21 protein-coding genes and 2 pseudogenes are annotated in these 23,053 nt (G+C 56.9%); all 23 read left to right on the top strand.

Features of this window, described 5'->3' with window-relative positions; all coding sequences use genetic code 11:
- The first annotated feature begins 97 nt into the window (after positions 1–97).
- The 23 genes and pseudogenes from LVD14_RS11850 (at position 98) to LVD14_RS11740 (ending at position 23,022) form a co-directional block, all read left to right on the top strand.
- Positions 98–1,375 (top strand): sensor histidine kinase, encoded by a 1,278-nt coding sequence (locus LVD14_RS11850; protein WP_237134278.1) that lies wholly within the window; start codon positions 98–100, stop codon positions 1,373–1,375.
- Positions 1,372–2,796 (top strand): sigma-54-dependent transcriptional regulator, encoded by a 1,425-nt coding sequence (locus tag LVD14_RS11845; RefSeq protein ID WP_237134277.1) that lies wholly within the window; start codon positions 1,372–1,374, stop codon positions 2,794–2,796. Before LVD14_RS11850 ends, LVD14_RS11845 begins: the two co-directional genes overlap by 4 nt.
- Positions 2,797–2,817: 21 nt before the next feature.
- Positions 2,818–3,186, top strand: a complete 369-nt coding sequence (gene fliE, locus LVD14_RS11840; RefSeq protein WP_237134669.1) for a flagellar hook-basal body complex protein FliE — start codon at positions 2,818–2,820, stop codon at positions 3,184–3,186.
- Between the two features lie 49 nt (positions 3,187–3,235).
- Positions 3,236–4,951 (top strand): flagellar basal-body MS-ring/collar protein FliF, encoded by a 1,716-nt coding sequence (fliF, locus tag LVD14_RS11835; protein WP_237134276.1) that lies wholly within the window; start codon positions 3,236–3,238, stop codon positions 4,949–4,951.
- Between the two features lie 2 nt (positions 4,952–4,953).
- A complete protein-coding gene (gene fliG, locus LVD14_RS11830) occupies positions 4,954–5,964 on the top strand; it encodes a flagellar motor switch protein FliG (protein WP_237134275.1) in 1,011 nt (336 codons plus the stop codon).
- A gap of 1 nt (position 5,965) precedes the next feature.
- A complete protein-coding gene (locus LVD14_RS11825; RefSeq protein ID WP_237134274.1) occupies positions 5,966–6,958 on the top strand; it encodes a flagellar assembly protein FliH in 993 nt (330 codons plus the stop codon).
- Position 6,959: 1 nt separating this feature from the next.
- A pseudogene (gene fliI / locus LVD14_RS11820) lies at positions 6,960–8,294 on the top strand (flagellar protein export ATPase FliI); the annotation flags it as partial.
- Positions 8,295–8,458: 164 nt separating this feature from the next.
- Positions 8,459–8,902, top strand: a complete 444-nt coding sequence (gene fliJ, locus LVD14_RS11815) for a flagellar export protein FliJ (RefSeq protein WP_237134273.1) — start codon at positions 8,459–8,461, stop codon at positions 8,900–8,902.
- An 83-nt stretch (positions 8,903–8,985) separates the two neighbouring features.
- Complete coding sequence (locus LVD14_RS11810) at positions 8,986–10,974, top strand: flagellar hook-length control protein FliK (RefSeq protein WP_237134272.1); 1,989 nt, start codon at positions 8,986–8,988, stop codon at positions 10,972–10,974.
- Between the two features lie 295 nt (positions 10,975–11,269).
- Entirely contained in the window at positions 11,270–11,788 is a 519-nt protein-coding gene (locus LVD14_RS11805; RefSeq protein ID WP_237134271.1) for a flagellar basal body-associated FliL family protein, read from the top strand.
- A 12-nt stretch (positions 11,789–11,800) separates the two neighbouring features.
- Positions 11,801–12,775: a flagellar motor switch protein FliM gene (gene fliM / locus LVD14_RS11800; RefSeq protein WP_317622153.1), complete on the top strand. Its 975-nt coding sequence runs from the start codon at positions 11,801–11,803 to the stop codon at positions 12,773–12,775.
- Positions 12,776–12,813: 38 nt separating this feature from the next.
- Positions 12,814–13,212: a flagellar motor switch protein FliN gene (fliN, locus tag LVD14_RS11795; RefSeq protein ID WP_237134269.1), complete on the top strand. Its 399-nt coding sequence runs from the start codon at positions 12,814–12,816 to the stop codon at positions 13,210–13,212.
- A 15-nt stretch (positions 13,213–13,227) separates the two neighbouring features.
- The gene (gene fliO / locus LVD14_RS11790; RefSeq protein ID WP_237134268.1) at positions 13,228–13,620 is read left to right on the top strand and encodes a flagellar biosynthetic protein FliO; all 393 of its coding nucleotides are present in this window, start codon (positions 13,228–13,230) and stop codon (positions 13,618–13,620) included.
- 163 nt (positions 13,621–13,783) lie between these two features.
- Positions 13,784–14,455 (top strand): annotated as a pseudogene (gene fliP, locus LVD14_RS11785) (flagellar type III secretion system pore protein FliP); the annotation flags it as partial.
- 21 nt (positions 14,456–14,476) lie between these two features.
- Positions 14,477–14,746 (top strand): flagellar biosynthesis protein FliQ, encoded by a 270-nt coding sequence (fliQ, locus tag LVD14_RS11780; protein WP_237134267.1) that lies wholly within the window; start codon positions 14,477–14,479, stop codon positions 14,744–14,746.
- 4 nt (positions 14,747–14,750) lie between these two features.
- Positions 14,751–15,530: a flagellar biosynthetic protein FliR gene (gene fliR, locus LVD14_RS11775; RefSeq protein WP_237134266.1), complete on the top strand. Its 780-nt coding sequence runs from the start codon at positions 14,751–14,753 to the stop codon at positions 15,528–15,530.
- Between the two features lie 15 nt (positions 15,531–15,545).
- Complete coding sequence (flhB, locus tag LVD14_RS11770) at positions 15,546–16,721, top strand: flagellar biosynthesis protein FlhB (RefSeq protein WP_237134265.1); 1,176 nt, start codon at positions 15,546–15,548, stop codon at positions 16,719–16,721.
- Between the two features lie 196 nt (positions 16,722–16,917).
- Entirely contained in the window at positions 16,918–19,041 is a 2,124-nt protein-coding gene (flhA, locus tag LVD14_RS11765) for a flagellar biosynthesis protein FlhA (protein WP_237134667.1), read from the top strand.
- A 33-nt stretch (positions 19,042–19,074) separates the two neighbouring features.
- Positions 19,075–20,226 (top strand): flagellar biosynthesis protein FlhF, encoded by a 1,152-nt coding sequence (gene flhF / locus LVD14_RS11760; protein ID WP_237134264.1) that lies wholly within the window; start codon positions 19,075–19,077, stop codon positions 20,224–20,226.
- Positions 20,227–20,254: 28 nt separating this feature from the next.
- Positions 20,255–21,067, top strand: coding sequence for a MinD/ParA family protein (locus tag LVD14_RS11755; RefSeq protein WP_317622734.1), 813 nt, complete (start codon positions 20,255–20,257; stop codon positions 21,065–21,067).
- A gap of 3 nt (positions 21,068–21,070) precedes the next feature.
- On the top strand, positions 21,071–21,793 hold the full coding sequence (locus LVD14_RS11750; RefSeq protein WP_237134262.1) for an RNA polymerase sigma factor FliA: 723 nt from the start codon (positions 21,071–21,073) through the stop codon (positions 21,791–21,793).
- A 145-nt stretch (positions 21,794–21,938) separates the two neighbouring features.
- Complete coding sequence (gene cheY / locus LVD14_RS11745) at positions 21,939–22,331, top strand: chemotaxis response regulator CheY (RefSeq protein WP_237134261.1); 393 nt, start codon at positions 21,939–21,941, stop codon at positions 22,329–22,331.
- 10 nt (positions 22,332–22,341) lie between these two features.
- Positions 22,342–23,022: a protein phosphatase CheZ gene (locus LVD14_RS11740; RefSeq protein WP_237134260.1), complete on the top strand. Its 681-nt coding sequence runs from the start codon at positions 22,342–22,344 to the stop codon at positions 23,020–23,022.
- The last annotated feature ends 31 nt before the right edge of the window (positions 23,023–23,053 follow it).

Raw genomic sequence — 23,053 nt, 5'->3', positions numbered from 1 at the left:
ACCCTAAGTAATTGAAAAATAAGGCCTGATACGACTGGCACGGACATTGCTTGCCACCCCCTGCGGAAACAGAACATCCAAGGGGCGGGACACACACATGGCAGCAAGCAGCCTGACGCTGGTAAGAGACATACAAAGTCAGCCAAATAGTGCACAGGCACTGGAATTGGCGTTCAAGGCTTTCAACGAACTGTCCGGCGAACTGACACAGACCTATCAGGCACTTGAGAGCCAGGTGCGGGATCTGACAGCCGAGCTGGAAGCTGCCAATGCCCAGCGCCTGCGCGAGCTGGCCGAGAAAGAGCGCATTGCGCACCGGCTGACCAAACTGCTGCAGCTGTTGCCAGGCGGCGTGCTGGTCCTGAATGCTCGCGGCCAGATTTCTGAATGTAATGCTGCTGCCCTGGATCTGCTGGGTTCGCCCCTGGAAGGCGAACTGTGGGTGGAGATCATTCGCACGCGCTTTGCGCCACGCAGCGACGACGGCCACGAGATTTCGCTGGTAAACGGCAAGCGCGTGAGTCTGCTGAGCCGCTCGCTGGAAGAAGAGCCCGGCCAGATCATCCTGATTACCGATCAGACAGAAACCCGACGCCTGCAGCAGCGATTGAGCCGTCACCAGCGTCTTACGGAAATGGGTCAGATGGTGTCGTCCCTGGCGCATCAGATTCGCACACCGCTGGCAGCGGCCATGCTGTATGCCGGACACCTGGCACATGCACTGCCGTCACAGGCTGCGCAAGCAGGTGATGATCAGCCAGCTGATGCGGACAGACTGCAGCGCACCCACGACCGACTGATGTCCCGTCTGCACAACATGGAGCGCCAGGTGCGAGACATGCTGGTGTTTGCACGTGGCGAGGCGGTGCTGGATGCACGTCTGAGCATGGCCCAGCTGTTTGATGAAACGCGGGTAGCTGCTGAGGTGCTGCTGCGCGACAGCCGCACACGCTGTCAGTGGACCAACGAGGCCCCTGACTGCCAGCTGGACTGCAATCAGGAGTCGCTGGTAGGTGCCATATTGAATCTGTTGGAAAACGCCCAGCAGAACGGCGGCGCCCAGGTGCAGCTGAAAGTGATCGCTGATCACAACTGCGAAGCTGGCCATCTGCGCTTTTTTGTTCAGGACAACGGCCCTGGCATTGATCCGAAAGTGCTGAGCCAGGTGACGGAAGCATTTTATACCACCCGTGCCCAGGGCACCGGGCTGGGACTGGCCGTGGCGCAGGTTGTTGCGCGTGCACACGGCGGACGATTTTTTATTGAGAACCTCGCAAGCGGGAATCTGGACCCTGAGGCAGAGCAGGTCAGCGGCATTCGTGCCGGTTTTGTGCTGCCTTGCCAGGGTAAAGCTACACAGGAGCAGACTGTATGACTGACAAGGCAACCGTTTTGATCGTTGAAGACAATCCACAGCTGCGTGATGCGCTGAGCGATACGCTGGACTACGCCGGCTACAATGTGCTCTCGGCGGAAAGCGGCGATGAAGCGCTGAGCGTTCTGGCTAACCAGGCCGTCGATATGGTGGTGTCCGACATCAATATGGATGGAATGGATGGTCACGAACTGTTGCAGCGGATTCGTGGTCGCTTCCCGGCATTGCCGGTGGTTCTGATCACTGCTTTTGGCAGCATCGGCAGTTCCGTGCGTGCGATGCGCGAAGGCGCCGTGGATTACCTGCTGAAACCCTTCAAGCCGGAGCAGCTGCTGGCAACGGTGGAGAAGTATCTGGCCACTCGTGTACTGGGTGGCAATGAGCCGGTTGCCATTGAGCCTTCCAGCCAGCAGTTGCTGTCGTTGGCAGGAAAGGTGGCACGTACTGATGCAACCGTGCTGATTTCTGGTGAAAGCGGCACGGGCAAGGAAGTACTGGCCCAGTTCATTCACCAGCATTCCAATCGTGCCAAAGGCCCGTTTGTAGCCATCAACTGTGCGGCGATTCCGGAGAACATGCTGGAAGCGACGCTGTTTGGTTATGAGAAAGGTGCGTTCACCGGCGCTTACAACAGCAGCCCGGGCAAGTTTGAACAGGCTGATGGTGGCACGCTGTTGCTGGACGAAATTTCAGAAATGGATATTGGTCTGCAGGCCAAAATTCTGCGTGTGCTGCAGGAGCGCGAGGTTGAGCGTCTTGGCAGCCGCAAGACCATGAAGCTGGATGTGCGTGTGATTGCAACCACCAACCGCGATCTGCGTCAGCATGTGCGTGAAGGAAACTTCCGCGAAGACCTGTATTACCGCCTGAGCGTATTTCCGCTGGCCTGGTTGCCACTGCGTCAGCGTCGTCAGGACATCGTGCCGCTGGCTGAACGTTTGCTGGAGCAGCACGCAGGACGCATGGGCCGCAGCACAGTCCGTCTGGACGAGCAAGCCAAGCTGACCCTGAGCCAGTACGCCTGGCCGGGTAATGTGCGCGAGCTGGACAATGTGTTGCAACGGGCACTGATCATTCAGGATGGGCACACTATTACCGCATCCTGCCTGGGCCTGGAGCAGGGTCAGACTCATCGCTTCGCTGGTACTGTCAGTAGTGGTGCGGTCAGCAGCAGCGCCGGTAGTCACAGCGTGACTGTGCCTGTCACTGCACAGGAAGCCGACAGCAGCGACGAAAACCGTCCACTGGGTAACGATCTGAAGCAGCGCGAGTTTGAAATCATTCTGTCCACCCTCAAACAGCAGGGTGGCCGCCGCAAGGAAACCGCAGAGGTGCTGGGCGTCAGTGCGCGCACGCTGCGTTACAAGCTGGCGAGAATGCGTGATATGGGCATAAATATTGATTCACTGGTAAGTGCATAAAGGGAGGCCGTGATGAACACGATTGGCGATCGCAGCGATATCAATCAACTACTGATGCAAATGCGTGAAATACGCGGCCAGATCCAGTCTCCGGAAGTCAACAAACCGGATATGAGTCAGGCTGTCAACAGCAGCCAGGGCGTCAACGGCGCGGGCAAGACTGAGGGCACGGGTTTCGGCGAGATGCTCAAACAGGCGGTCGATTCTGTGGCTGATACCCAGGCTAAATCTTCTGAGCTGCAACGCGCGTTTGAAATGGGTGAGCCGGGGGTTGATATCACTCAGGTCATGATCCAGATGCAGAAAGCCAGTGTGTCCTTCGAGGCCATGAACCAGGTGCGTAACCGCCTGGTAAGCGCCTATCAGGACATCATGAATATGCCGTTGTAAGACTCACTACGACATCAGCGCACGCGCGACACACACAGGAAAATGAATCATGGCTGCTGCCGAAACATCAGGTAACGCCGGCGGGACACCCGCCAACAACAGCAAGTCGCTTTTTGGAGGTGGCAGTTTTCTGTCGGGCTTCAATCGGCTGAACATGCTGCGCCAGGCTGGTCTGCTACTGGGACTGGCGGCCAGTATCGCACTGGGCTTCTCGGTTGTGTTGTGGTCGCAGCAGGAAGAGTTCCAGCCTCTGTATCCGAGCATGCAGGGCTACAATGTGTCAGAGCTGGCACAGGTACTGGAAACCAGCGCGATGGAGTATCGTATCGACCCGGCCAGCGGTGTGCTGCTGGTGCCGGCGGCGCGCGTCAATGAAGTACGCCTGCAGGTGGCGGCCGCTGGTATCAGTCGTGATGATGGCTACGGTTATGAGTTCATGGACCAGGAGCAGGGGCTGGGTACCAGCCAGTTCATGGAAGCCAATCGCTACAAGCGCAGCCTTGAGGGCGAGCTGGCACGTACTATTGCCAGCTTCCGCCATGTACAGGCTGCCCGTGTGCACCTGGCTACGCCTGAGCGCAGTGTGTTCATACGCAATGCCCGCAAGGCAACTGCGTCCGTGTTTCTGACGCTGAACACCGGCGCACGTCTGACGGAAATTCAGGTTCAGTCAATTGCCAACCTGGTGGCCTCCAGCGTACCGGAAATGGCAGCCGAGGACGTTACGGTTGTTGATCAGTCCGGCAATCTGCTGTCGCGTCGCGGTGAGAATCGCGAACTGGCCATTGCCGGCGAACAGTTTGAGTATGTGCGTCGTTACGAAGAGACCCTGTCTGGCCGTATCAGTCGCATTCTGATGCCATTGCTGGGCAGTGGAAATTTTACTGCCGAAGTGAACGCTGATATTGACTTTACACGCAGCGAAGAAGCGGCCGAAACCTATAACCCTGACAGCACGGTGCTGCGCAGCGAGCAGTCAATGGATGAGCGGCGCAATGGTGGCGATATCATCGCCGGCATTCCGGGTGCCCTGAGTAACCAGCCCCCGGCTGCCGGTGTCGCACCGGAAGTGGCCGCCAATGGCGCTGGTGCCGCTACCGCTGCCAATGGCGACAACAGCAATACCCGAACCCAGGCCACCCGCAACTACGAAGTGGATAGAACGATCAGCTACACCAGCTATGACCCTGTGGCAGTGCGACGCCTGTCTGTTGCGGTTGTGGTTGATGAACCTACCGGCGAAGGTGCCCAGCCCTGGGCACAGGAAGATCTGGATCGCATTACTGCGCTGGTGCGCGATGCGGTTGGTTTTGACGCTGAGCGTGGTGACAGTGTTACGGTGATCAACCGGGCGTTTGCACAGGCCGACGCGATGACCATGGAAAGTATTCCTATGTGGGAACAGCCCTGGTTTGGCAGTGTGCTGCGACAGCTGGGCGCTGCAGCGTTCCTGCTGCTTATGGTGTTTGGCGTGCTGATGCCCACCCTGAAGCGACTGGCGGCGGTCGGCAGCAACGGCAACAATCTGCCTGCTGTTGCAGGTGCCCAGTCGCAGGGTGGTAATGGCGAGGTGCGATTCACAGAGGTTAAACCTGACGCGTCGTCCGGCCCCAAAGAATCTGTTACGCTCAGCGGCGGTGAAGATATGATGCTGACTGGCCCTGGCGACAGTTACGAGCGACAACTCAGCGCCATTAAAGGGCTGGTAGCACAGGATCCGGCGCGTGTGGCGCAGGTCGTGAAAAACTGGATAACTAACGACTAATCATGGCTGAGAGAATGGCTGACAACATGAACAATCTGGAGCGTGCCGCGATACTGTTGATGAGCATGGGCGAAAAAGACGCCGCTGAAGTGCTCAAGCAGATGGGACCCAAGGAAGTACAGCGTGTGGGTACTGCCATGTCGGCTCTGAAATCGGTCAGCCAGGATACTGTCTCGGGTGTGCTGAATCAGTTTCTGACCGAGTGCGGTGCCCAGAGTGGTCTTGGTATCGGCGCGGAGAGTTACATCCGCAACATGCTGACTGAGGCGCTGGGCGAAGAGCGCGCCCGCAGCTTTCTGGACCGTATTCTGCTGGGCAACTCCGGGGCCGGTATCAACAGCCTGAAATGGATGGATCCGCGCTCGGTTGCTGACGTCATCAAGATGGAACACCCGCAGATCCAGGCCGTGGTTCTGAGCTATCTGGAGCCGGATCAGTCGGCCGGTATTCTTGCGCAGTTCCCTGAAAAAGTGCGCCTGGAAATCATGATGCGAATTGCATCGCTGGAGAGCGTTCAGCCAGAGGCATTGAAGGAACTCAATGAAATTCTGGAGAAACAGTTCTCAGGCAAGGGCTCGAATCCGTCGACCACTATCGGTGGTACCAAGACTGCGGCCGAAATCATGAACCACCTGGACAATGCGGTTGAGCAGGAACTGATGGAGTCCATCAAGGGCCTGGACGAAGACCTGGGCAATCAGATTCAGGATCTGATGTTTGTGTTTGATAACCTGCGTGAAGTTGACGACCGTGGTATTCAGGCACTGCTGCGCGAAGTGTCGTCCGAAGTATTGATTCTGGCTCTCAAAGGCGCAGACGATTTCCTCAAGGAGAAATTCTTCGGCAACATGTCCAAGCGGGCTGCCGAGCTGCTGCGCGACGACCTGGAGGCCAAGGGGCCGGTGCGTATCGTCGAAGTGGAAGCGGCACAGAAAGAAATTCTTGTGGTGGCGCGACGTATGGCCGATGCTGGCGAAATTCAATTGAGCGGCGGCAGCGAGGCGATGATCTGATATGCAACGACATATATTTGACGGTACCAATCGGGTCAGCCAAAAGGCCGTGGAGTCGCAACGCATCATGCGCTGGGCGCCACCGACAATAGACAAGGCCGGTAAACTGGTACAGGTGGAACCTCGCGCTGAGTCGCAGTTTCGTCAGACAGTAACAGCGCATCAGGGCGCGGCCGCCGAGGCAGGCGCAGGCGCTGAAGATGGTCAGGTTTCTGACTTTCAGGGTACCGGTACAGGTTACGATGAGGGTTATGAACAGGGGCTGATGCTGGGCCGCAGCGAAGGGCTGAAGAAAGGCCTGGAAGAGGGTCGCCAGCAGGGCCACAAGCTGGGCTTTGAACAGGGCCATGCCGAGGGGTTTGAGAAGGGCACCGCCGAGGGTCTGCAGCAGGGGCTGCAGGATGCCGATCAGCAGGTTCGTCAGCAGCTCAACGTGCTGAACAGTGTGATGACTCATCTGACACACGCACTTAATGAACAGGATTATCAGCTGGAACAGGCACTGCTTGGTATTGTCCGAGAGGTTTCACGTCAGGTGATTCAGCGTGAATTGAGCATCGACAGCAAACATATCATGCAGATTGTGCAGCAGGCCCTGAATACATTGCCACCGACCCGTGACAACGTGCGAATCCTGGTCAACAGCGCCGACAAGGAGCTGGTGATGCGAGCTGCCGAAGAGGGCGGCGAGAACTGGCGAGTCATCGGCAGCGCACAGATTGAGCGCGGCGGCTGTCGTGTTGAAACAGATCACAGTGCGGTCGACTTTACGGTCAGCACACGATTCAATCAGGCAGTGGAACAGATCGTCGCCAAACAGTTTATGGAAGATGATGATCCACGCCAGAAGGGCGTGCCACCGGGTGAAGACCTGCAGGCGGCACCAGAACCGGTTGTAAAAACAAGCAGCGCCAAAGCCAGCAAGCGCTCGCTGGCGGAGGAGGCTGCCGACCTTGGCAGTGCTACCGATATCGCGTCCGAGCAGGAGTCCTGAAGTGTTTCAGCGTCAGAGTCTGGCGCAGCGACTGCGCTGTTATCGTCCCGATCGTCCGCTGGCCATTGAGCCGGTTATTGTCGGACGTCTGACCCGCGTAGTCGGTCTCACACTGGAAGCCGTTGGCTGCAACGTGTCGCTGGGTAGTCGTTGTCTGGTTGCTCACCCCAGCGGCAGGGATATTGAAGCCGAAGTGGTTGGCTTTGACGGTCCACGTATCTTTTTAATGCCGCTGTACAGTGTTGAAGGCCTGCAGCCTGGTGCCCGTATCGTGCCGGCACCTGCCACAGAAAGCCTGTGGGTGGGTGATGGGCTGCTGGGTCGTGTTCTGAACGGTTTCGGCGAGCCCATTGATGGCCACGGACCGCTGTCCATCAAGGAATGCCGTCCGGCCGGTCCAGAACGCAGTATCAACCCGCTGAAACGCCAGCCGATCAAGCAGACTCTGGACGTGGGTATTGCGGCCATCAACGGCCTGTTGACGGTGGGCAAAGGCCAGCGTATTGGTTTGTTTGCCGGCTCTGGTGTCGGTAAATCAGTGCTGCTGGGCATGATGACGCGCTTTACTGAAGCGGATGTGATTGTGGTTGGCCTGATTGGTGAACGGGGCCGTGAGGTTAAAGAATTTATTGATGAAATCCTCGGCGAAGAGGGGCTGCGCCGCTCTGTGGTTGTGGCGTCACCGGCCGACGACTCGCCGTTGATGCGACTGCGGGCGGCGACCGTGACTACCCGGATTGCCGAGGGCTTTCGTGATCAGGGCAAAGACGTTTTGCTGCTGATGGATTCACTGACACGTTATGCCATGGCTCAGCGTGAGATCGCGCTGGCGATTGGTGAACCACCGGCGACCAAGGGTTATCCGCCATCGGTGTTCGCGCGCATTCCGCAACTGGTGGAACGCGCCGGTAATGCCGATCAGGGCGAAGGTACAATCACCGCGTTTTATACCGTACTGACCGAGGGTGACGACCAGCAGGATCCAATTGCAGACTCGTCACGTGCGATTCTGGATGGTCACATTGTACTGTCGCGGGCACTGGCCGAGCAGGGCCACTATCCGGCCATTGATGTGGAAGCCTCTATCAGTCGTGTCATGCCGGCCGTGGTCAGTGCCGACCATCTGGCCAAAGCGCAGTTGTTCAAGCGCACCTATTCCCGCTATCAGCAGAATCGTGATCTGATAAGTGTCGGGGCTTACACCATGGGCGCTGACCGCGATATCGATTTTGCCATTGAGCGCATGCCGCACCTGCGTCAGTTCCTGCAACAGGGGCTGACCGAAAGCGTTGCCCTGAGTGAGGCCGTGCTTCGTCTGGGACGCGCCATCGCGCCACCCACCAGAACCATGCCAGGCAGTCGACCTGGCGCGGACGGCGCTGCCAGCAATGTAACCCAGATGCCTCCGCGTGACAGTCAAAACAGTGTCGCTTCTGCACCAGGCCGTACGCTGGGTGGACGGGATCGCCAGAGTCCTGATCAGGCGGGTGGCAGTCGCTGATGCAGCGCGTCAAACGCATGCAGCCGGTACTGCGGATTGCCGAGCTCGAGGCCGACAAGGCTGGCCGCATGCTGGCCATGGCGCAGCAGCGACTGCAGGCAGAGCAGCAAAAGCTGACTCAGCTGGGTGACTATCAGCAGGACTATCGTGAACGATTACAGAGTGCCGGCAAGCAGGGCATGTCAGTTGATCGGCTGCGACTGTTCGACGGCTTCAATCGTCAGCTCGATAATGCCATGACTCATCAAAAAACAGTCATTGCACATTTTGAACAGGAAGTGGCGGCCTGTCATCGTAAATGGCAGCAGCTCGATATCCGTCACAAGAGCCTGGAAAAAATGCTGGGTCGTTTGCAGCTTGAGGCAGAGAAAGCACAGGCACGCAATGAACAGCGCAACCACGACGAATACGCACGCCGCCGTCCTGGCGGTGGCTGGCGTTAAGCTTCAGGGCATCTGCACCGCACCATCTCTTGGCAAGCTTCTTGCTCATACTTTCCAGTGAAATGAGTTACAGGAAGCTCTCCATGTTGTCAGCCAATGAATTTATGCAGTTTTTGTCAGGCGCGATCATGCCAGCCACGAAGTCGGCAAACGATCGCAGCCCTGCCCTTGCGCCCGTCGAAGGTTCCGCCTCATCGCTTCTTTCCGGTGAGCACAGCAGCGAGGACGCGCGCGCTAGAATCAGCGAGATGTTGTCCCGGCTGGACACAGCAAACCCAGACAAGCCGGGGGAAGACAGTGAATTTGCTCGCACTTTCCTGCACGACCTGCAGTCTTTGCTGGCATCCGAAGTTAGCAATGCTGACTGGTTCGCACAGAACGGCAGCGCATTGAGCACAGTCTCACAGCAGCCAGGCGGATCGCTGCTGATGACGGGCGAACCCGGCGCGCAGGCTCAGCCATGGACGCTGGACGAACTTACGCAACTGGCACAGCAATTCCTGGTTGACGGAAAACAATTGCCGGAAGCGGCATGGCAGGACGGTCAGAATTTGCCTCAACAGCTTGCCGCTCTGCTGGCCGGACTGGAACCGTCCGGCTCGGCGAGATCGATGTCGGCAGAGTTGGGCACACCGGCTCAGAGTTCGCCGGCAACTGCCACATCGGCGACTGACGTTTTATCATCTGCTGGCGTTGCGACTACCGCCCAGACTTCAGCGCCATTGCCAGGCCTTAAGCTGAGCCTTGATGCCGTTCAGTCCCGAGGCGATCAGACAGTTTCTGCTGTCGTCAGTAATGCGACAGCCGATAAGGCAGCCCGGATAAGCGAAGCGATCTCGTCGCAGGCAGCGCTGGCTTCTGCTGCCAGCGAAGCGGCGGCGGCAGCCGCACAGACAAATGAAGCGGCAGCATCACTCGCTGCCGACAATGCAGGCGCGACGCTTGCAGCTAATCAGGCAGTAGGCCTGCAGAATTCACAGCCACAGCCAGCTGCGCCCGATTTGTCCGCAGTCCAGCCGGGTGCCTCGACGCCTGGTGGGGCAGCTGCTAGCGCGACGCTGCAGACTGTCGGCACTGAGGCAAGCAATCCGCTGGCTGCCAACACCAGCGCTGCGAGTCAGTCGGTTGGCTCTGAACCTCTGACGGCAGACGATGGTCTGAGCACACCGCAGCTAAGCACCAGTACTGAGAAAAGCGCAGCAGCCACGGTGGTGACCGCATCCGTCGATGCAGCGATTCCGGGGGCGCCGCCAGCCGAGTCCAGGCGCTCAACCCTGGCTGAGCATCTTTCGTCGGCCAACAGACGGGGCGCTGATGCCGGAACGACTACACCTGGCTCTGCAACGGCAGGCCCGCTGCAGGCGGCCGTCGGATTCACCGTCAGTGAGTCCATGACACCCGCAGGCGGGAACTTGAGCCTGGCAATTGAGCAGGTCATGGCTGAGTCGGCGGGGACGGATAGCAATTCACCTGCACGCCAGGAAGCCAGCCTGCTTAAGTCGGCAACCCCGACTGCGCAGGAACTTGCTGCTGAACTGTTTGGTGCGGCTGACCAGCGCCGTGCGAATTCACAGTCCGCCGCGACACTGAGCAATGCTGCGAGCATGGCACCAGCCGCGCGTGGCGCTGACTCCAGTCTGATGCTGCAGGTTGGCAGCTTTGGTCAGGCCGGCTGGGGCGATAACGTTGCGCGGCAGCTGATGGTCATGACTGCCAATGGCATTAACAGTGCGCAGATTCGTCTGGATCCACCAGAGCTCGGTACCCTGACCGTTCGCGTACAGATGGTTGATCAGTCGGCTACCGTGAATTTTGTCAGCCAGCATGCCATGGTGCGCGATGCGCTGGACGCCCAGATTCCGCGGCTTCAGGATCTGTTCCGCAACGAAGGAATTGATCTGCTTGATGTGACAGTCTCTGATCAGCAGACGTCTGCACAAGGGGATGGGCATGGACAGGATGGACGTGGTTCGCGACATTCGGGCGGCGAGCTCGACAGCGATCGGGATAGCGCAGAAGCACTTGCCAATATTCCGGCGCGCAGCCTGCACCTGGTTGATGAACATGTTTAATTGCCATTGAGGTTGGCGGCGGGAGGCGTAAGTACACAGAATCCCGCCGCGACTGCATACTCCCGGATTTTTTTGACGTCACAAAATTGGCGCTTGCTGCGCTGGAATCGTTAATACTTCGTCCTTGGTGCGCCCGCACCATTCGCTATATAATTGAAAACTTTAAACTTACCTTCCACTCCGCAAGCCTGGTTAATACTGGCACAAGGATTGCTTCCCCACTGGTAAACGTGAGCGTCATATCGACGTCACAAGATGACTGTGCGGCAGCAAACCGTTACAAAACGAGGAAATAATGGCTGACGACGATCTGGAATCCCAGGAAAAGGCGCAAAAGAAAGGCGCCAGAAACAAGCTCATGCTAATCATAATTTTACTGCTGGTGCTGATTGGCGCTGGTGGCGGAGCGGCATGGTTCTTCCTGCTGGCACCGGGTGATGCTGAAACGGCGACAGCAGAGGGCGAAGAGACAGAGACAGAGGCCGCGCCACTGGAGCCCATGCAGTACCAGAGTCTGGCGCCGCCGTTTGTTGTGAACTTTCCCTACCAGGGTCGCCAGCGCTACCTGCAGGCTGAGATCAGCGTGATGAGTCGTGATGCTGCTGCTCTGGAGGCCCTGAGGCTGCACATGCCGGCTGTCAGGCATGCGCTCAACAATCTGTTCAGCGCGCAGTTGATTCTGGTTTTTGAAGATCCGTCGGGCATCGAGGCCCTGCGCGAGCTGGCCACTGCTGAAGTCCGGCAGGTGCTGGAACGTGAGATCGGTCGCCCGGGAATTGAAGAAGTTCTGTTTACCAGCTTTGTAATGCAATAGCTTGTTGGGGATATCCTGATGCAGGATCTGTTATCGCAAGACGAAATTGATGCGCTCCTCCACGGCGTTGATGAAGGCGCTCTGGAAGAGGATTCACTTGATGATCCGGGTACCGTCCGTGCCTATGACCTGACCAGTCAGGACCGGATTGTGCGTGGGCGTATGCCTACGCTGGAAATGATCAACGAGCGTTTTGCCCGCTATACCCGTATCAGCCTGTTCAACCTTCTGCGTCGCTCTGCGGATGTATCGCTGGGCGGTGTGCAGATCACCAAGTTTGGTGAATACCTGCATACGCTGTATGTACCGACCAGTCTGAATCTGGTTAAGTTTCGTCCACTGCGCGGTACTGCGCTGATCGTGCTGGATGCCAAACTGGTTTTCAAACTGGTAGACAACTACTTTGGTGGTGATGGTCGTCACGCCAAGATTGAGGGTCGTGAATTTACTCCGACCGAGCTGCGTGTTGTGCAAATGGTTCTGAACCAGATCTTTGTGGATCTTGGCGAAGCCTGGCGCAATGTCTACAAGCTGGAGTTCGATCACCTGCGCTCTGAAGTCAATCCGTCAATGTCCAACATCGTCAGCCCCAGTGAAGTCGTGGTGGTGAGCAGCTTCCATGTGGAACTGGACGGTGGTGGTGGTGACATCCACATTACCCAGCCTTACTCAATGATCGAACCGATCCGTGAACTGCTGGACGCCGGTATGCAGAGCGACGTCGATGAACACGATGAGCGCTGGGGCAAGGCACTGAAAGAACAGATCAAACATGCCACAGTCAATTTCACCTGTGATGTGTTTGAGCGTGAGATAACACTGCGTGATGTTGTTGACCTGGAAGAGGGCGACATCATTCCGGTGGAGATGCCTGAAACGGTTGTGTTGAAAGCCAATGGTGTCCCGTTGTTTGAAACGCGGGTGGGCACATCCAACGGTAATCTGGCACTGAGAGTCGAAGGCATCTATCGCGGTATTGAAGACTAGCGTGGTTTCGAAAACCAGGCACGAACGAGGAGAATGGCATGAGCAAAGATGAACAGGATATGGCGGACGAGTGGGCACAGGCCATGGAAGAAGAGAGTGCCGGTTCGGGCAAGCAGTCCAAGGTGGCTGCGCAGGCGAACAGCAACGGCGCGGACCAGAGCAAGGCTAATGGTGCGTCTCCTGATCTGGATGTGATTCTGGATATTCCGGTACGCATTTCCATGGAAGTCGGCAGTACAGCCATCACCATTCGTAACCTGCTGCAACTCAATCAGGGATCGGTGATCGAGCTGGACCGGCTGGCGGGTGAACCTCTGGACGTGCTTGTCAACGGAACCCTGATTGCGCATGGCGAAGTGGTCGTGGTGAACGACAAGTTCGGTATCCGCATGACCGACGTGATCAGTCCGTCAGAACGAATCAAGAAACTGCGTTAAGCGGGTAAGCGGACCATGGCAGAGAACATGACACAGGCAGCGGAACAGGCTGCCACACAGACGGCGATGCTCGGAGCGGGCGGTGCCAGCGCAGTCGCCCAGACCGTTCTCTGGCTGATGGTCATCATTGGTCTGATCCTGGCCCTGGCCTGGGTGGCGAGGCGCTTCTCTGGCGCCACCGGCTTTGGCGGGCAGGGCATGAAAGTGATCAGTGCGCTGCCGGTAGGTAACCGCGAACGCGTTGCCCTGGTGCAGGTCGGTGACAAGCAGTTGTTGCTGGGTGTTGCGCCGGGCAATGTGAATCTTCTGCATGTATTTGATGAGCCAGTACTAAGCCAGACACCTGGCACACCTGACACCAGCGGCTTTCAGACCATTCTGAAAAATGCTTTGCACAAAAAGCCCTGAGCGCTACCCAATGACATTCGCAAAAACCAGATACATTCTGTTTGTTCTGTTGTGCCTTGCTGCGCTGCTGGTCAGCGCACCATCGGTGGCACAGCAGACCTCAACCCTCCAGCCGGCAGAGACTAACGCCCAGCAGGACAATGGCCTGGGCGGGCTCGGTGGTATTCCGGCACTCAGTGTCACCACCGGTCAGGATGGCTCGCAGCAGTATTCGGTGACGCTGCAGATTCTGTTCATCATGACCGCGCTGACACTGTTGCCGGCGCTGGCCATGATGATGACCTCGTTCACACGCATTATTGTGGTGTTCGCCATCCTGCGACAGGCACTGGGTCTGCAGCAGACGCCGTCGAATCAGATCCTGCTGGGACTGGCACTGTTTCTGTCTATTTTTATCATGGCGCCAGTCCTGCAGCAGGTAAATGAGAATGCGCTGCAGCCATACATCAATGAAGAGCTCGGTGCCACCGAAGCGCTGGCGCAGGCGGAGATTCCGTTCCGCAGTTTTATGTCAGCACAGACACGTGAGTCTGACCTTCAGCTGTTCATGGAGCTTTCCAATATGGATCCGGTAAGCAGCATTGACGAAGTGCCGCTGACTGTTTTGATTCCGGCATTTGTAACCAGCGAACTGAAGACAGCATTCCAGATAGGTTTTCTGCTGTTTATACCGTTTCTGGTAATCGACCTGGTGGTAGCCAGTGTCTTGATGGCGATGGGTATGATGATGCTCTCGCCGATTATTATTTCGTTGCCTTTCAAGATCATGCTGTTTGTTCTGGTCGATGGCTGGGCAATGATCATGGGAACGCTGGCGATGAGTTTTGGCCAATAGCTGGCTGATGGAGTGTGACGTATGACCCCTGATGTAGCGGTGATGGTTTGGCGGGACGCAATGTGGCTGATCGTGCTGCTGGTGGCTGTGATTGTAATGCCCAGCCTGGTGGTCGGTCTGGTGATCAGTACCTTCCAGGCTGCCACACAGATCAACGAGCAGACGCTGAGTTTTCTGCCTCGTCTGCTGGTGACTCTGGTGGTCATTATTGCCACCGGGCCCTGGCTGTTGAGTCAGATTCTGGACTACGCCGAGCGCCTGATTCTCAGCATTCCCAGTATGGTGGGGTAGGGCAGTGTTGTCGTTCACCGACGCAGAAATCGGTGCGTGGATTGGCAGCTTCATGTGGCCGCTGTTCCGCATTATGGGTTTTATGCTGGCGGCGCCGGTACTGGGCTCCAACTTTCTGCCGCAACGTGTACGATTGATTCTGGCTGTTGCGCTTGCCCTGATTGTTGCACCTACCTTGCCGCCAATGCCGGCCGTAGAGGGTGTATCAGTCAGTGCGATGCTGATAGTGGCCCAGCAGGTGCTGATTGGTGTGGCGCTGGGTTTTTTCCTGCAGATTGTGTTTCAGATTTTTGTGTTGCTGGGACAGTTGATTGCCATGCAGATGGGGCTGGGTTTCGCATCGATGGTGGATCCGGCCAATGGCATCAACGTTGCGATTCTAAGTACGTTTTACATGATGTTTGTCACGATTCTGTTTGTCAGTTTCGACGGACATCTGGTGATGATAGAAATTCTGGTTGAGAGCTTTGAGTTGATCCCGGTGTCCAGTTCAGGTCTGGACACAAGTGTGTATTATCAACTGATCAGCACCATCAGCTGGGCATTTTCCAGCGCGCTGCTGTTGGCGCTGCCAGCATTGACAGCCCTGCTGATGACCAATTTTGCATTCGGCATCATGACGCGAGCAGCACCGCAGATGAACATTTTTGCACTGGGTTTTCCCATTGCGCTGATGTTTGGTCTGTTTGTTATCTGGTTGTGTATGTCATATTTTCTCGACGCCACCGAGGCAATTTTTGCCGAGGCTTTCATTCGCATGCGGGCGCTGATGCAGCCCATCTGACGCAGGAGGTACTGTATGGCTGAAGAACAGGACTCCTCGGCAGAAAAGACCCAGGACCCCACCCCGAAACAACTTGAAAAGGCTCGAGAAGAAGGCGACACCGTCCGCTCCCGGGAGCTGAATACCATGGCCATTCTGCTGACTGGCGTGGGCGGCATGCTGGTGTTCGGTGGTTCCATGGGACAGTCCGTCATCGATATGATGAACTACAACTTCGATGTGCCACGCGAATCCATTTTTGACACCACCGCGATGCTGCGTTTTCTTGATGTGTCAATCATGGAGGGGCTGCGGCTCTTGTTGCCGGTTTTTTCACTGCTGTTGCTGGCCGCGTTTCTTGGGCCGATAGGGCTTGGCGGCTGGAACTTTACTTTTAAGGCCGTGATGCCCAAGGCCAGCAGGATGAACCCGATGTCCGGTCTCAAGCGCATGTTTGGTCCCAAGGCTCTGGTTGAGCTGGCCAAAGCCGCCGCCAAAGTACTGGTGGTGGCTGGCATTGCCCTGTTGCTGTTTTTCATGAATATGGACAGCATCATGGCCATTCAGCAGGAGCCGACTGTGCCTGCGATCGCGCATGCTCTCAGCATCATCGGCTGGTCTGTGCTGGCAATGTCCTGCGCGATGATTCTGATCACCATGGTGGATATACCGTTTCAGATTCACTCGCATACCCAGAAGCTGCGTATGACGCACCAACAGGTCAAGGACGAGATGAAGGACACCGAGGGCAAGCCTGAGGTGAAGCAGCGTATACGTCAGCTGCAGTACCAGATGTCACAGAACAAGATGTTCAAGGAGCTGCCACAGGCAGACGTGGTCATCACCAACCCGCAGCACTACGCGGTGGCTCTGAAATATCAGCAGGGCGGAGGGCAGGGTGCCCCGACATTGGTGGCCAAGGGTATTGATCATATGGCACTGCGTATCCGAGAAGTGGCGACAGAGAACAAGATTCCCATTGTCGAGGCGCCGGTCCTGGCGCGAGCCATCTACTACAACACCAAGCTTGAAGATGAGATACCTGAAGGTCTGTACAAGGCCGTTGCGCAGGTGCTTGCCTATGTCTTCCAGCTGCGGCAGCACGCACGTGGCAGCGGTCCCAAGCCCAAAGCAGTTGATCTGACGAAGTTGACTGTACCTGAAGAGTTGCGCCGTGACGGCATAACGCCTGACCCGGACGCGCCGAACTGATATTGATCTGAAGCTGGTGCCTATACTGGCACGACTCTTGCGATACCCCTGTGTAATAGCTGAACAGCACCAGACAAACCCCTGGTTTGGCGGTGCTGGCTCAGAAAAGCGTCAATAATTCGACCGCGGATACTGGTAAGTGACAGTTATCCGTCACAGGAACTTCGCAACAGCGATGATGAATATCGGCAATAACATGAATCGCGGCACGTTGATGTCAAACGCGCGCAGTTTTACCGACGGCAACCTGGGTATCCCGGTGTTGCTGCTGGTCATCCTGGCGATGATGACGCTGCCGATTCCGCCGTTTTTGCTGGACGTTTTCTTCACTTTCAACATCACCATCGCACTGGTTGTGCTGTGCGTGGCCGTCTACGCCATGCGTCCACTGGACTTCGCGGTGTTCCCGACCATTCTGCTGGTTTCCACACTGTTGCGCCTGGCGCTCAACGTCGCCTCCACACGTGTGGTGCTGCTGAATGGTCACGAGGGTGGCGCGTCAGCCGGTAAGGTCATCGAGTCCTTTGGTGAGGTTGTGATCGGTGGCAACTACGCGGTTGGTCTGATCGTGTTCATGATTCTGATCATCATCAATTTTGTGGTTGTGACCAAGGGTGCGGGCCGAATCGCCGAGGTAAGCGCACGTTTCACCCTGGATGCGATGCCCGGCAAACAGATGGCCGTTGATGCTGACCTGAATGCTGGCATCATTGACCAGGAGCAGGCCCGGGTGCGTCGTCAGGACATTACCCAGGAAGCCGACTTTTACGGTGCGATGGACGGTGCCAGCAAGTTTGTTAAAGGCGATGCTATAGCCGGCATTCTGATTCTTGTGATCAACATCGTGGGCGGTCTGGCAATCGGCATGATGCAACACGGCCTGGATTTTGCCACGGCAGCCGAGCGCTATGCACTGCTGACTATCGGTGACGGTCTGGTGGCTCAGATTCCGGCACTGGTGCTGTCCACCGCAGCTGCCATCATGGTAACCCGCAACAACAACTCCGAAATGATGGGCGCCCAGGTCGTCGGGCAGATGTTCGCGACACCGCGCGCGCTGGGTATTGCTGCGGCCATTCTGTTTGTCATGGGTATCGTGCCGGGCATGCCGCATTTTGCCTTCCTGTCGCTGGCCCTGGCGGCCGCCTGTGGTGCAGTGTTTATCTATATGAAAGGTCAGCGTGCGCTGCAGCCGACCGCGGAACAGAAGGCCGTCGAGAAAGCCGATCAGGAGAAGAAGCAGGCACAGGCCGCGGAACCCCAGGAGCTTGGCTGGGGCGATGTCACGCCTGTGGATGTAGTAGGTCTGGAAGTGGGTTATCGCCTGATTCCCATGGTCGATAAAAGCCAGGGCGGACAATTGCTCGCCCGCATCAAGGGAATTCGCAAAAAGCTGTCGCAGGAGCTGGGTTTCCTGGTGCCGTCTGTGCATATTCGCGACAACCTGGATCTGCAGCCGAACGAATATCGCATCAACCTGATGGGCGTCAATATCGGCGGCGCTGACATCTATCCGGAGCGCGAAATGGCCATCAACCCGGGACAGGTCTACGGACAGGCCCAGGGTATCAATGCCAAAGATCCCGCATTTGGACTGGACGCCATCTGGATCGAACCATCCCAGCGTGAACAGGTGCAGGGGCTGGGCTACACCGTGGTGGACGCGAGCACGGTTATCGCTACCCACATGAATACCCTGTTGCAGAAGCACGCCCACGAACTGCTGGGCCATGACGAGGTTCATGAGTTGCTGTCCATTCTGGGTAAATCGTCCAAAAAACTGGCTGAAGAACTGCCCAGTCTGATCAATCCCAATATTCTGCGCCGGGTGCTGCAGAACCTGTTGCAGGAAGATATTCCTGTCAAGGACATGCGCACCATCGGCGAAGCGCTGGCTGTGACCGCATCCCGAACGCAGGATCCGACCGCTTTGACGGCTGCTGTCCGGGTTTCTCTGGCGCGTGTGATCGTCCAGGGTATCTATGGAAACCGTTCGGAATTGCCGGTTATTACGCTGGATCCTTCGCTGGAACAGATATTGCTTAAAGCAGTACAGCAGGCGATGCAGCATGGTGACGGATCGGCGGAAGAGAACGTGGTTATTGAGCCTGGCATCGCAGAAAGGCTGCAGCAGTCACTGATTCAGGCTGCGCAGCGGCAGGAAATTGCCGGCAATCCTGCCGTTCTGCTGGTTGCCGCGCCGCTGCGTCCGACGCTGAGTCGATTCGTGAGATTTACCACGTCAGGGGTACGGGTGTTGTCCTATCAGGAAATTCCGGACAACAAGCAAATCACCATTGTCGCCACACTGGGACAATGACAGAAACAACATTGAGATCGAAGAGGGCAGAGCATGCAGCTTAAGAAATTCGTGGCCAAAGATATGCGCAGAGCACTGATGGACGTGCGCCAGGCATTTGGTGAAGATGCGGCGATTCTGTCAACCCGCAGCGTTGAGGGCGGTGTTGAGGTGGTGGCCACGCCTGCGCCGGCCTCGCCTGACAAAGCGGCGGAGTTTAATGCTGCCAATGAGCCTTCGGTCAGCAAAGCGGAATTTGGCGCCATGCGCTCTGAACTGAACAGCATTCGCAGCCTGCTGCAGCAGCGCCTGAATGGACTGGCCTGGGATCAGTTTGCCCGCCAGACACCAGCTCAGGCTGCGATCTGGGAGCGACTGGTGGCGATGGGCCTGCCCGGCAATATCAATCAGCGGCTGCTGGATCTGGCAGGCCAGGCCCGCACGCTGGATCAACTCTGGCGCCAGACCTTATCGGCGCTGGTCAAAATGACGCCGGTACACAGTGCCGATCCTGTCAGCACCGGCGGCATTTTTGCCTTCCTGGGTCCGACCGGCGCTGGTAAAACGACCACCATCGCCAAACTTGCCACCAGGTTTGTGCTGGCCAATGGTCCGGAAGAGGTTGCGCTGGTTACCACGGACAGCTTCCGACTGGCTGCCCACGAGCAACTGCGCACGCTGGGTCGCATACTTGGCGTAACGGTACGGATTGTTGATAATCAGCATTCACTGGGCGATACGCTGCAGAGTCTGGCCCACAAGCGACTGGTTTTGATCGATACAGCAGGTCTGCCATCGCGGCATCCGGAGCAGCAGCGACAATTGTCTGAGCTGGCTGACCAGCCACAGGTTCAAAACTGGGTGGTACTGCCTTGCACGGCTCAAGGCCAGGTGCTGCAGGCGGCGTGGAAAACCTGTTCGACGGCAGGCGTGTCAGGGTGTATTCTGACACACTTGGATGAAGCCTGTGTGATGGGCGAGGCGTTGGCGCTGTGTATTGATCGCGCCGTGCCAGTAGTATACGAAACATTTGGCCAGGCCATCCCCGATGACCTGGCTGTGGCGACTGCGCAGGCGCTCGTCAAACGGGCGGTGGCACTGGGTCGGGCTCAGGCCGCGACGCCCGTGGATCGCGCACGCGTCATGAACAATTTTGGCAGTCAGCCGCCGAGCAGAGCGGCCGCAGCAAAACGTGCCGCGATTTAAGGGCACGGGCTGATCAGGTAGGAGATTTATAGGGATGCATCCCATACAGGTACTGGCAGTAACCGGCGGCAAGGGCGGTGTCGGAAAAACCAGTATTTCGGTGAATTTAAGTCTGGCAATGGCCCAGGCTGGCAAACGTGTGGTTTTGATGGATGCCGACCTGGGACTGGCCAACGTTGACATCCTGATGGGCGTCAAGGCCGACAAGACCATTGCCGAGGTCATGGCGGGAGTCTGTGATCTGCGCGATGTCATGATCGAGACGCAGGGTATCAAGATCATTCCGGCATCATCTGGCGTACAGACGCTGGTCAATATGGGCGCCAATCAGCATGCGGGCATCATTCATGCCTTCAGCGATCTGTCCGATGAGCTTGATGTACTGGTCATCGACACGGCGGCGGGCATCTCTGACTCCGTGGTCAGTTTTGTGCGCGCGGCGCAGGAAGTGCTGGTTGTTGTATGCGATGAGCCCTCGTCGATGACGGACGCTTACGCACTGGTCAAGTTGCTGAACCGTGATTGCCAGTTGCGCGATTTCCGGATTCTGGCGAATATGACAAGATCGCCACAGGAAGGTCGCAACCTGTTCAATCGGTTTGCGGCAGTTACCAGCAAGTTTCTGGATGTTAATCTGCGGTATGCCGGTGACATCCCCTTTGATGAGACAGTACGCAAGGCCGTGCAGAGACAGAAGCCAGTGCTTTTGAGCTATCCGGGCGGCAGAGCGGCTGATGGATACCGACGTCTGGCGTCGGAAGTGCTGGGTTGGCCGGTGCGAACTGAGGCAACTGGTCAGTTGGAATTTTTTGTGGAACGACTTGTACAGGGCATGGCCTGAGATATGGGTGCAACACTTTATCAGGACGTTCAAGTAGCCGGGGCAGACGACCTGGTCATACAGCATGCGCCGCTGGTGAAGCGGATTGCGCACCATCTGTTGATGCGTATGCCATCCAGCGTGCAGCTCGACGATCTGATCCAGTCAGGCATGATTGGCCTGCTGGAAGCTGCCCGTAAGTATGATGTCAGCAAGGGAGCCAGTTTTGAAACCTATGCAGGCATTCGAATTCGCGGTGCCATGCTGGACGAAATCAGGCGCGGCGACTGGGCACCGCGGTCTGTCCACCGCAAGAACCGGCAGGTAGCCGAAGCCGTCAAGGCCATTGAGGCGCGCACCGGCACTGACGCCAAAGATCATGAGATTGCTGCCGAAATGGGTGTCGATCTCGATACCTATTACACCATTCTGCAGGATGCCAGTGGCAGCCGCCTGTTCAGCTTTGATGATCTGACGCAGGGTGGTGATGATTCCTCGATCGAAGTAGCCTCGGGTGAAGTATCCGGTCCCTCGGAAGAGCTGCAGGAGGATAACTTCCGTGAGCATCTGTCCGAAGCCATCGATGGGCTGCCCGAGCGCGAAAAGCTGGTCCTTGCCCTGTATTATGACGAAGAACTGAATCTCAAGGAGATTGGCGAGGTTCTGGGTGTCAGCGAATCCAGGGTCAGCCAGATCCATTCCCAGGCCGCCCTGCGGCTTCGTTCGCGTCTTCAGGAATGGCGTTGAGCCCCTTCCGTCCGCTAAAATTGCATTAATTGCACTTATTTAGCAGTTCGCTCTAAATTTTTTCACTTTCCAAGCGATAACATTGCCAGGGGAAACCATATTGTTCAGGTTGCCCCCGGACAGATTTCATGACCTGGAGGCGGTTTTGGACAAAAACATGAAGATTCTCATTGTTGATGACTTCTCAACAATGCGTCGAATTATCAAAAACCTGTTGCGGGATCTTGGTTTTACCAATACAGCCGAAGCTGATGACGGCAACTCCGCCCTGCCCATGTTGGAAAACGGAAGTTTTGACTTCCTGATTACCGACTGGAACATGCCAGGCATGACCGGAATCGATCTGCTGAAGGCTGTGCGGGCCAGCGAGAAGCTGCGCGGACTGCCTGTGCTGATGGTAACCGCGGAGGCCAAACGGGATCAGATCATTGCGGCTGCGCAGGCAGGGGTCAATGGCTACGTAGTTAAACCTTTTACGGCTGCTGCGCTGGAGGAGAAGATCGAAAAGATCTTTGAGCGCATTGAAGCCACCAGCTGAGGGACCGTCAATGGCTGAGATAGACCAGGAACGCTACGAGTTGCTCTATCGTGAAGTGGGGCGCCTGACCCGGGCCCTGCACAACGCCATCCGCGACTTTCACGTTGGCATTAACGTGACAGGCAGCGCCGAGGTTGAACACGAACTGTCTGAGATGGCGGACGCCCGAAGCCGGCTTAACTACGTTATCAAGATGACAGAAGAAGCCGCCAACAAAACCATGGATCGGGTGGATGACTCGATCCCGATTATTCAGAGCATGGTGGAGCAGAGCAATGAGGTTGGTGATCGCTGGGCTCAGTACGTCGCCTCACGTTCTTGCTCCGAAGATGAGAAAAAGCTTTTTGAAGACGTGAGTGGCCTGCTGTCACGCGTAAATTCGGAAGGCAGTGGCCTGCACGGCAACCTGACCGACATTTTGATGGCACAGGGATTTCAGGATCTTAGCGGTCAGGTGATCAAGCGTGTCATCGGTCTGGTCAGTGATGTGGAAAAAAGCCTGGTTAATCTGGTCAAGCTGGCCAGTAGTGTTGAAGAAGTAGCCGGGATTGAACGAGTGGTGCAAGTTAACGATCCGAAAGAGGATGCTGAACGGCGCCTGCGTGCTGAAGGCCCGCAGACAAAAACCAGCCAGGATGTTGTTTCGGGTCAGGATGATGTAGACGATCTGTTATCCAGCCTGGGTTTTTGACTAACGCAACAGCGGGCAGCTGATAACGCTC

It is taken from the genome of Pseudohongiella sp. O18 (genome assembly GCF_021729085.1).
In the GTDB taxonomy this organism is placed as follows: Bacteria; Pseudomonadota; Gammaproteobacteria; order Pseudomonadales; family Pseudohongiellaceae; genus Pseudohongiella.
The sequence above is the reverse complement of the archived record's forward strand: the minus strand, read 5'-3'. Positions and strand labels throughout refer to the sequence as shown.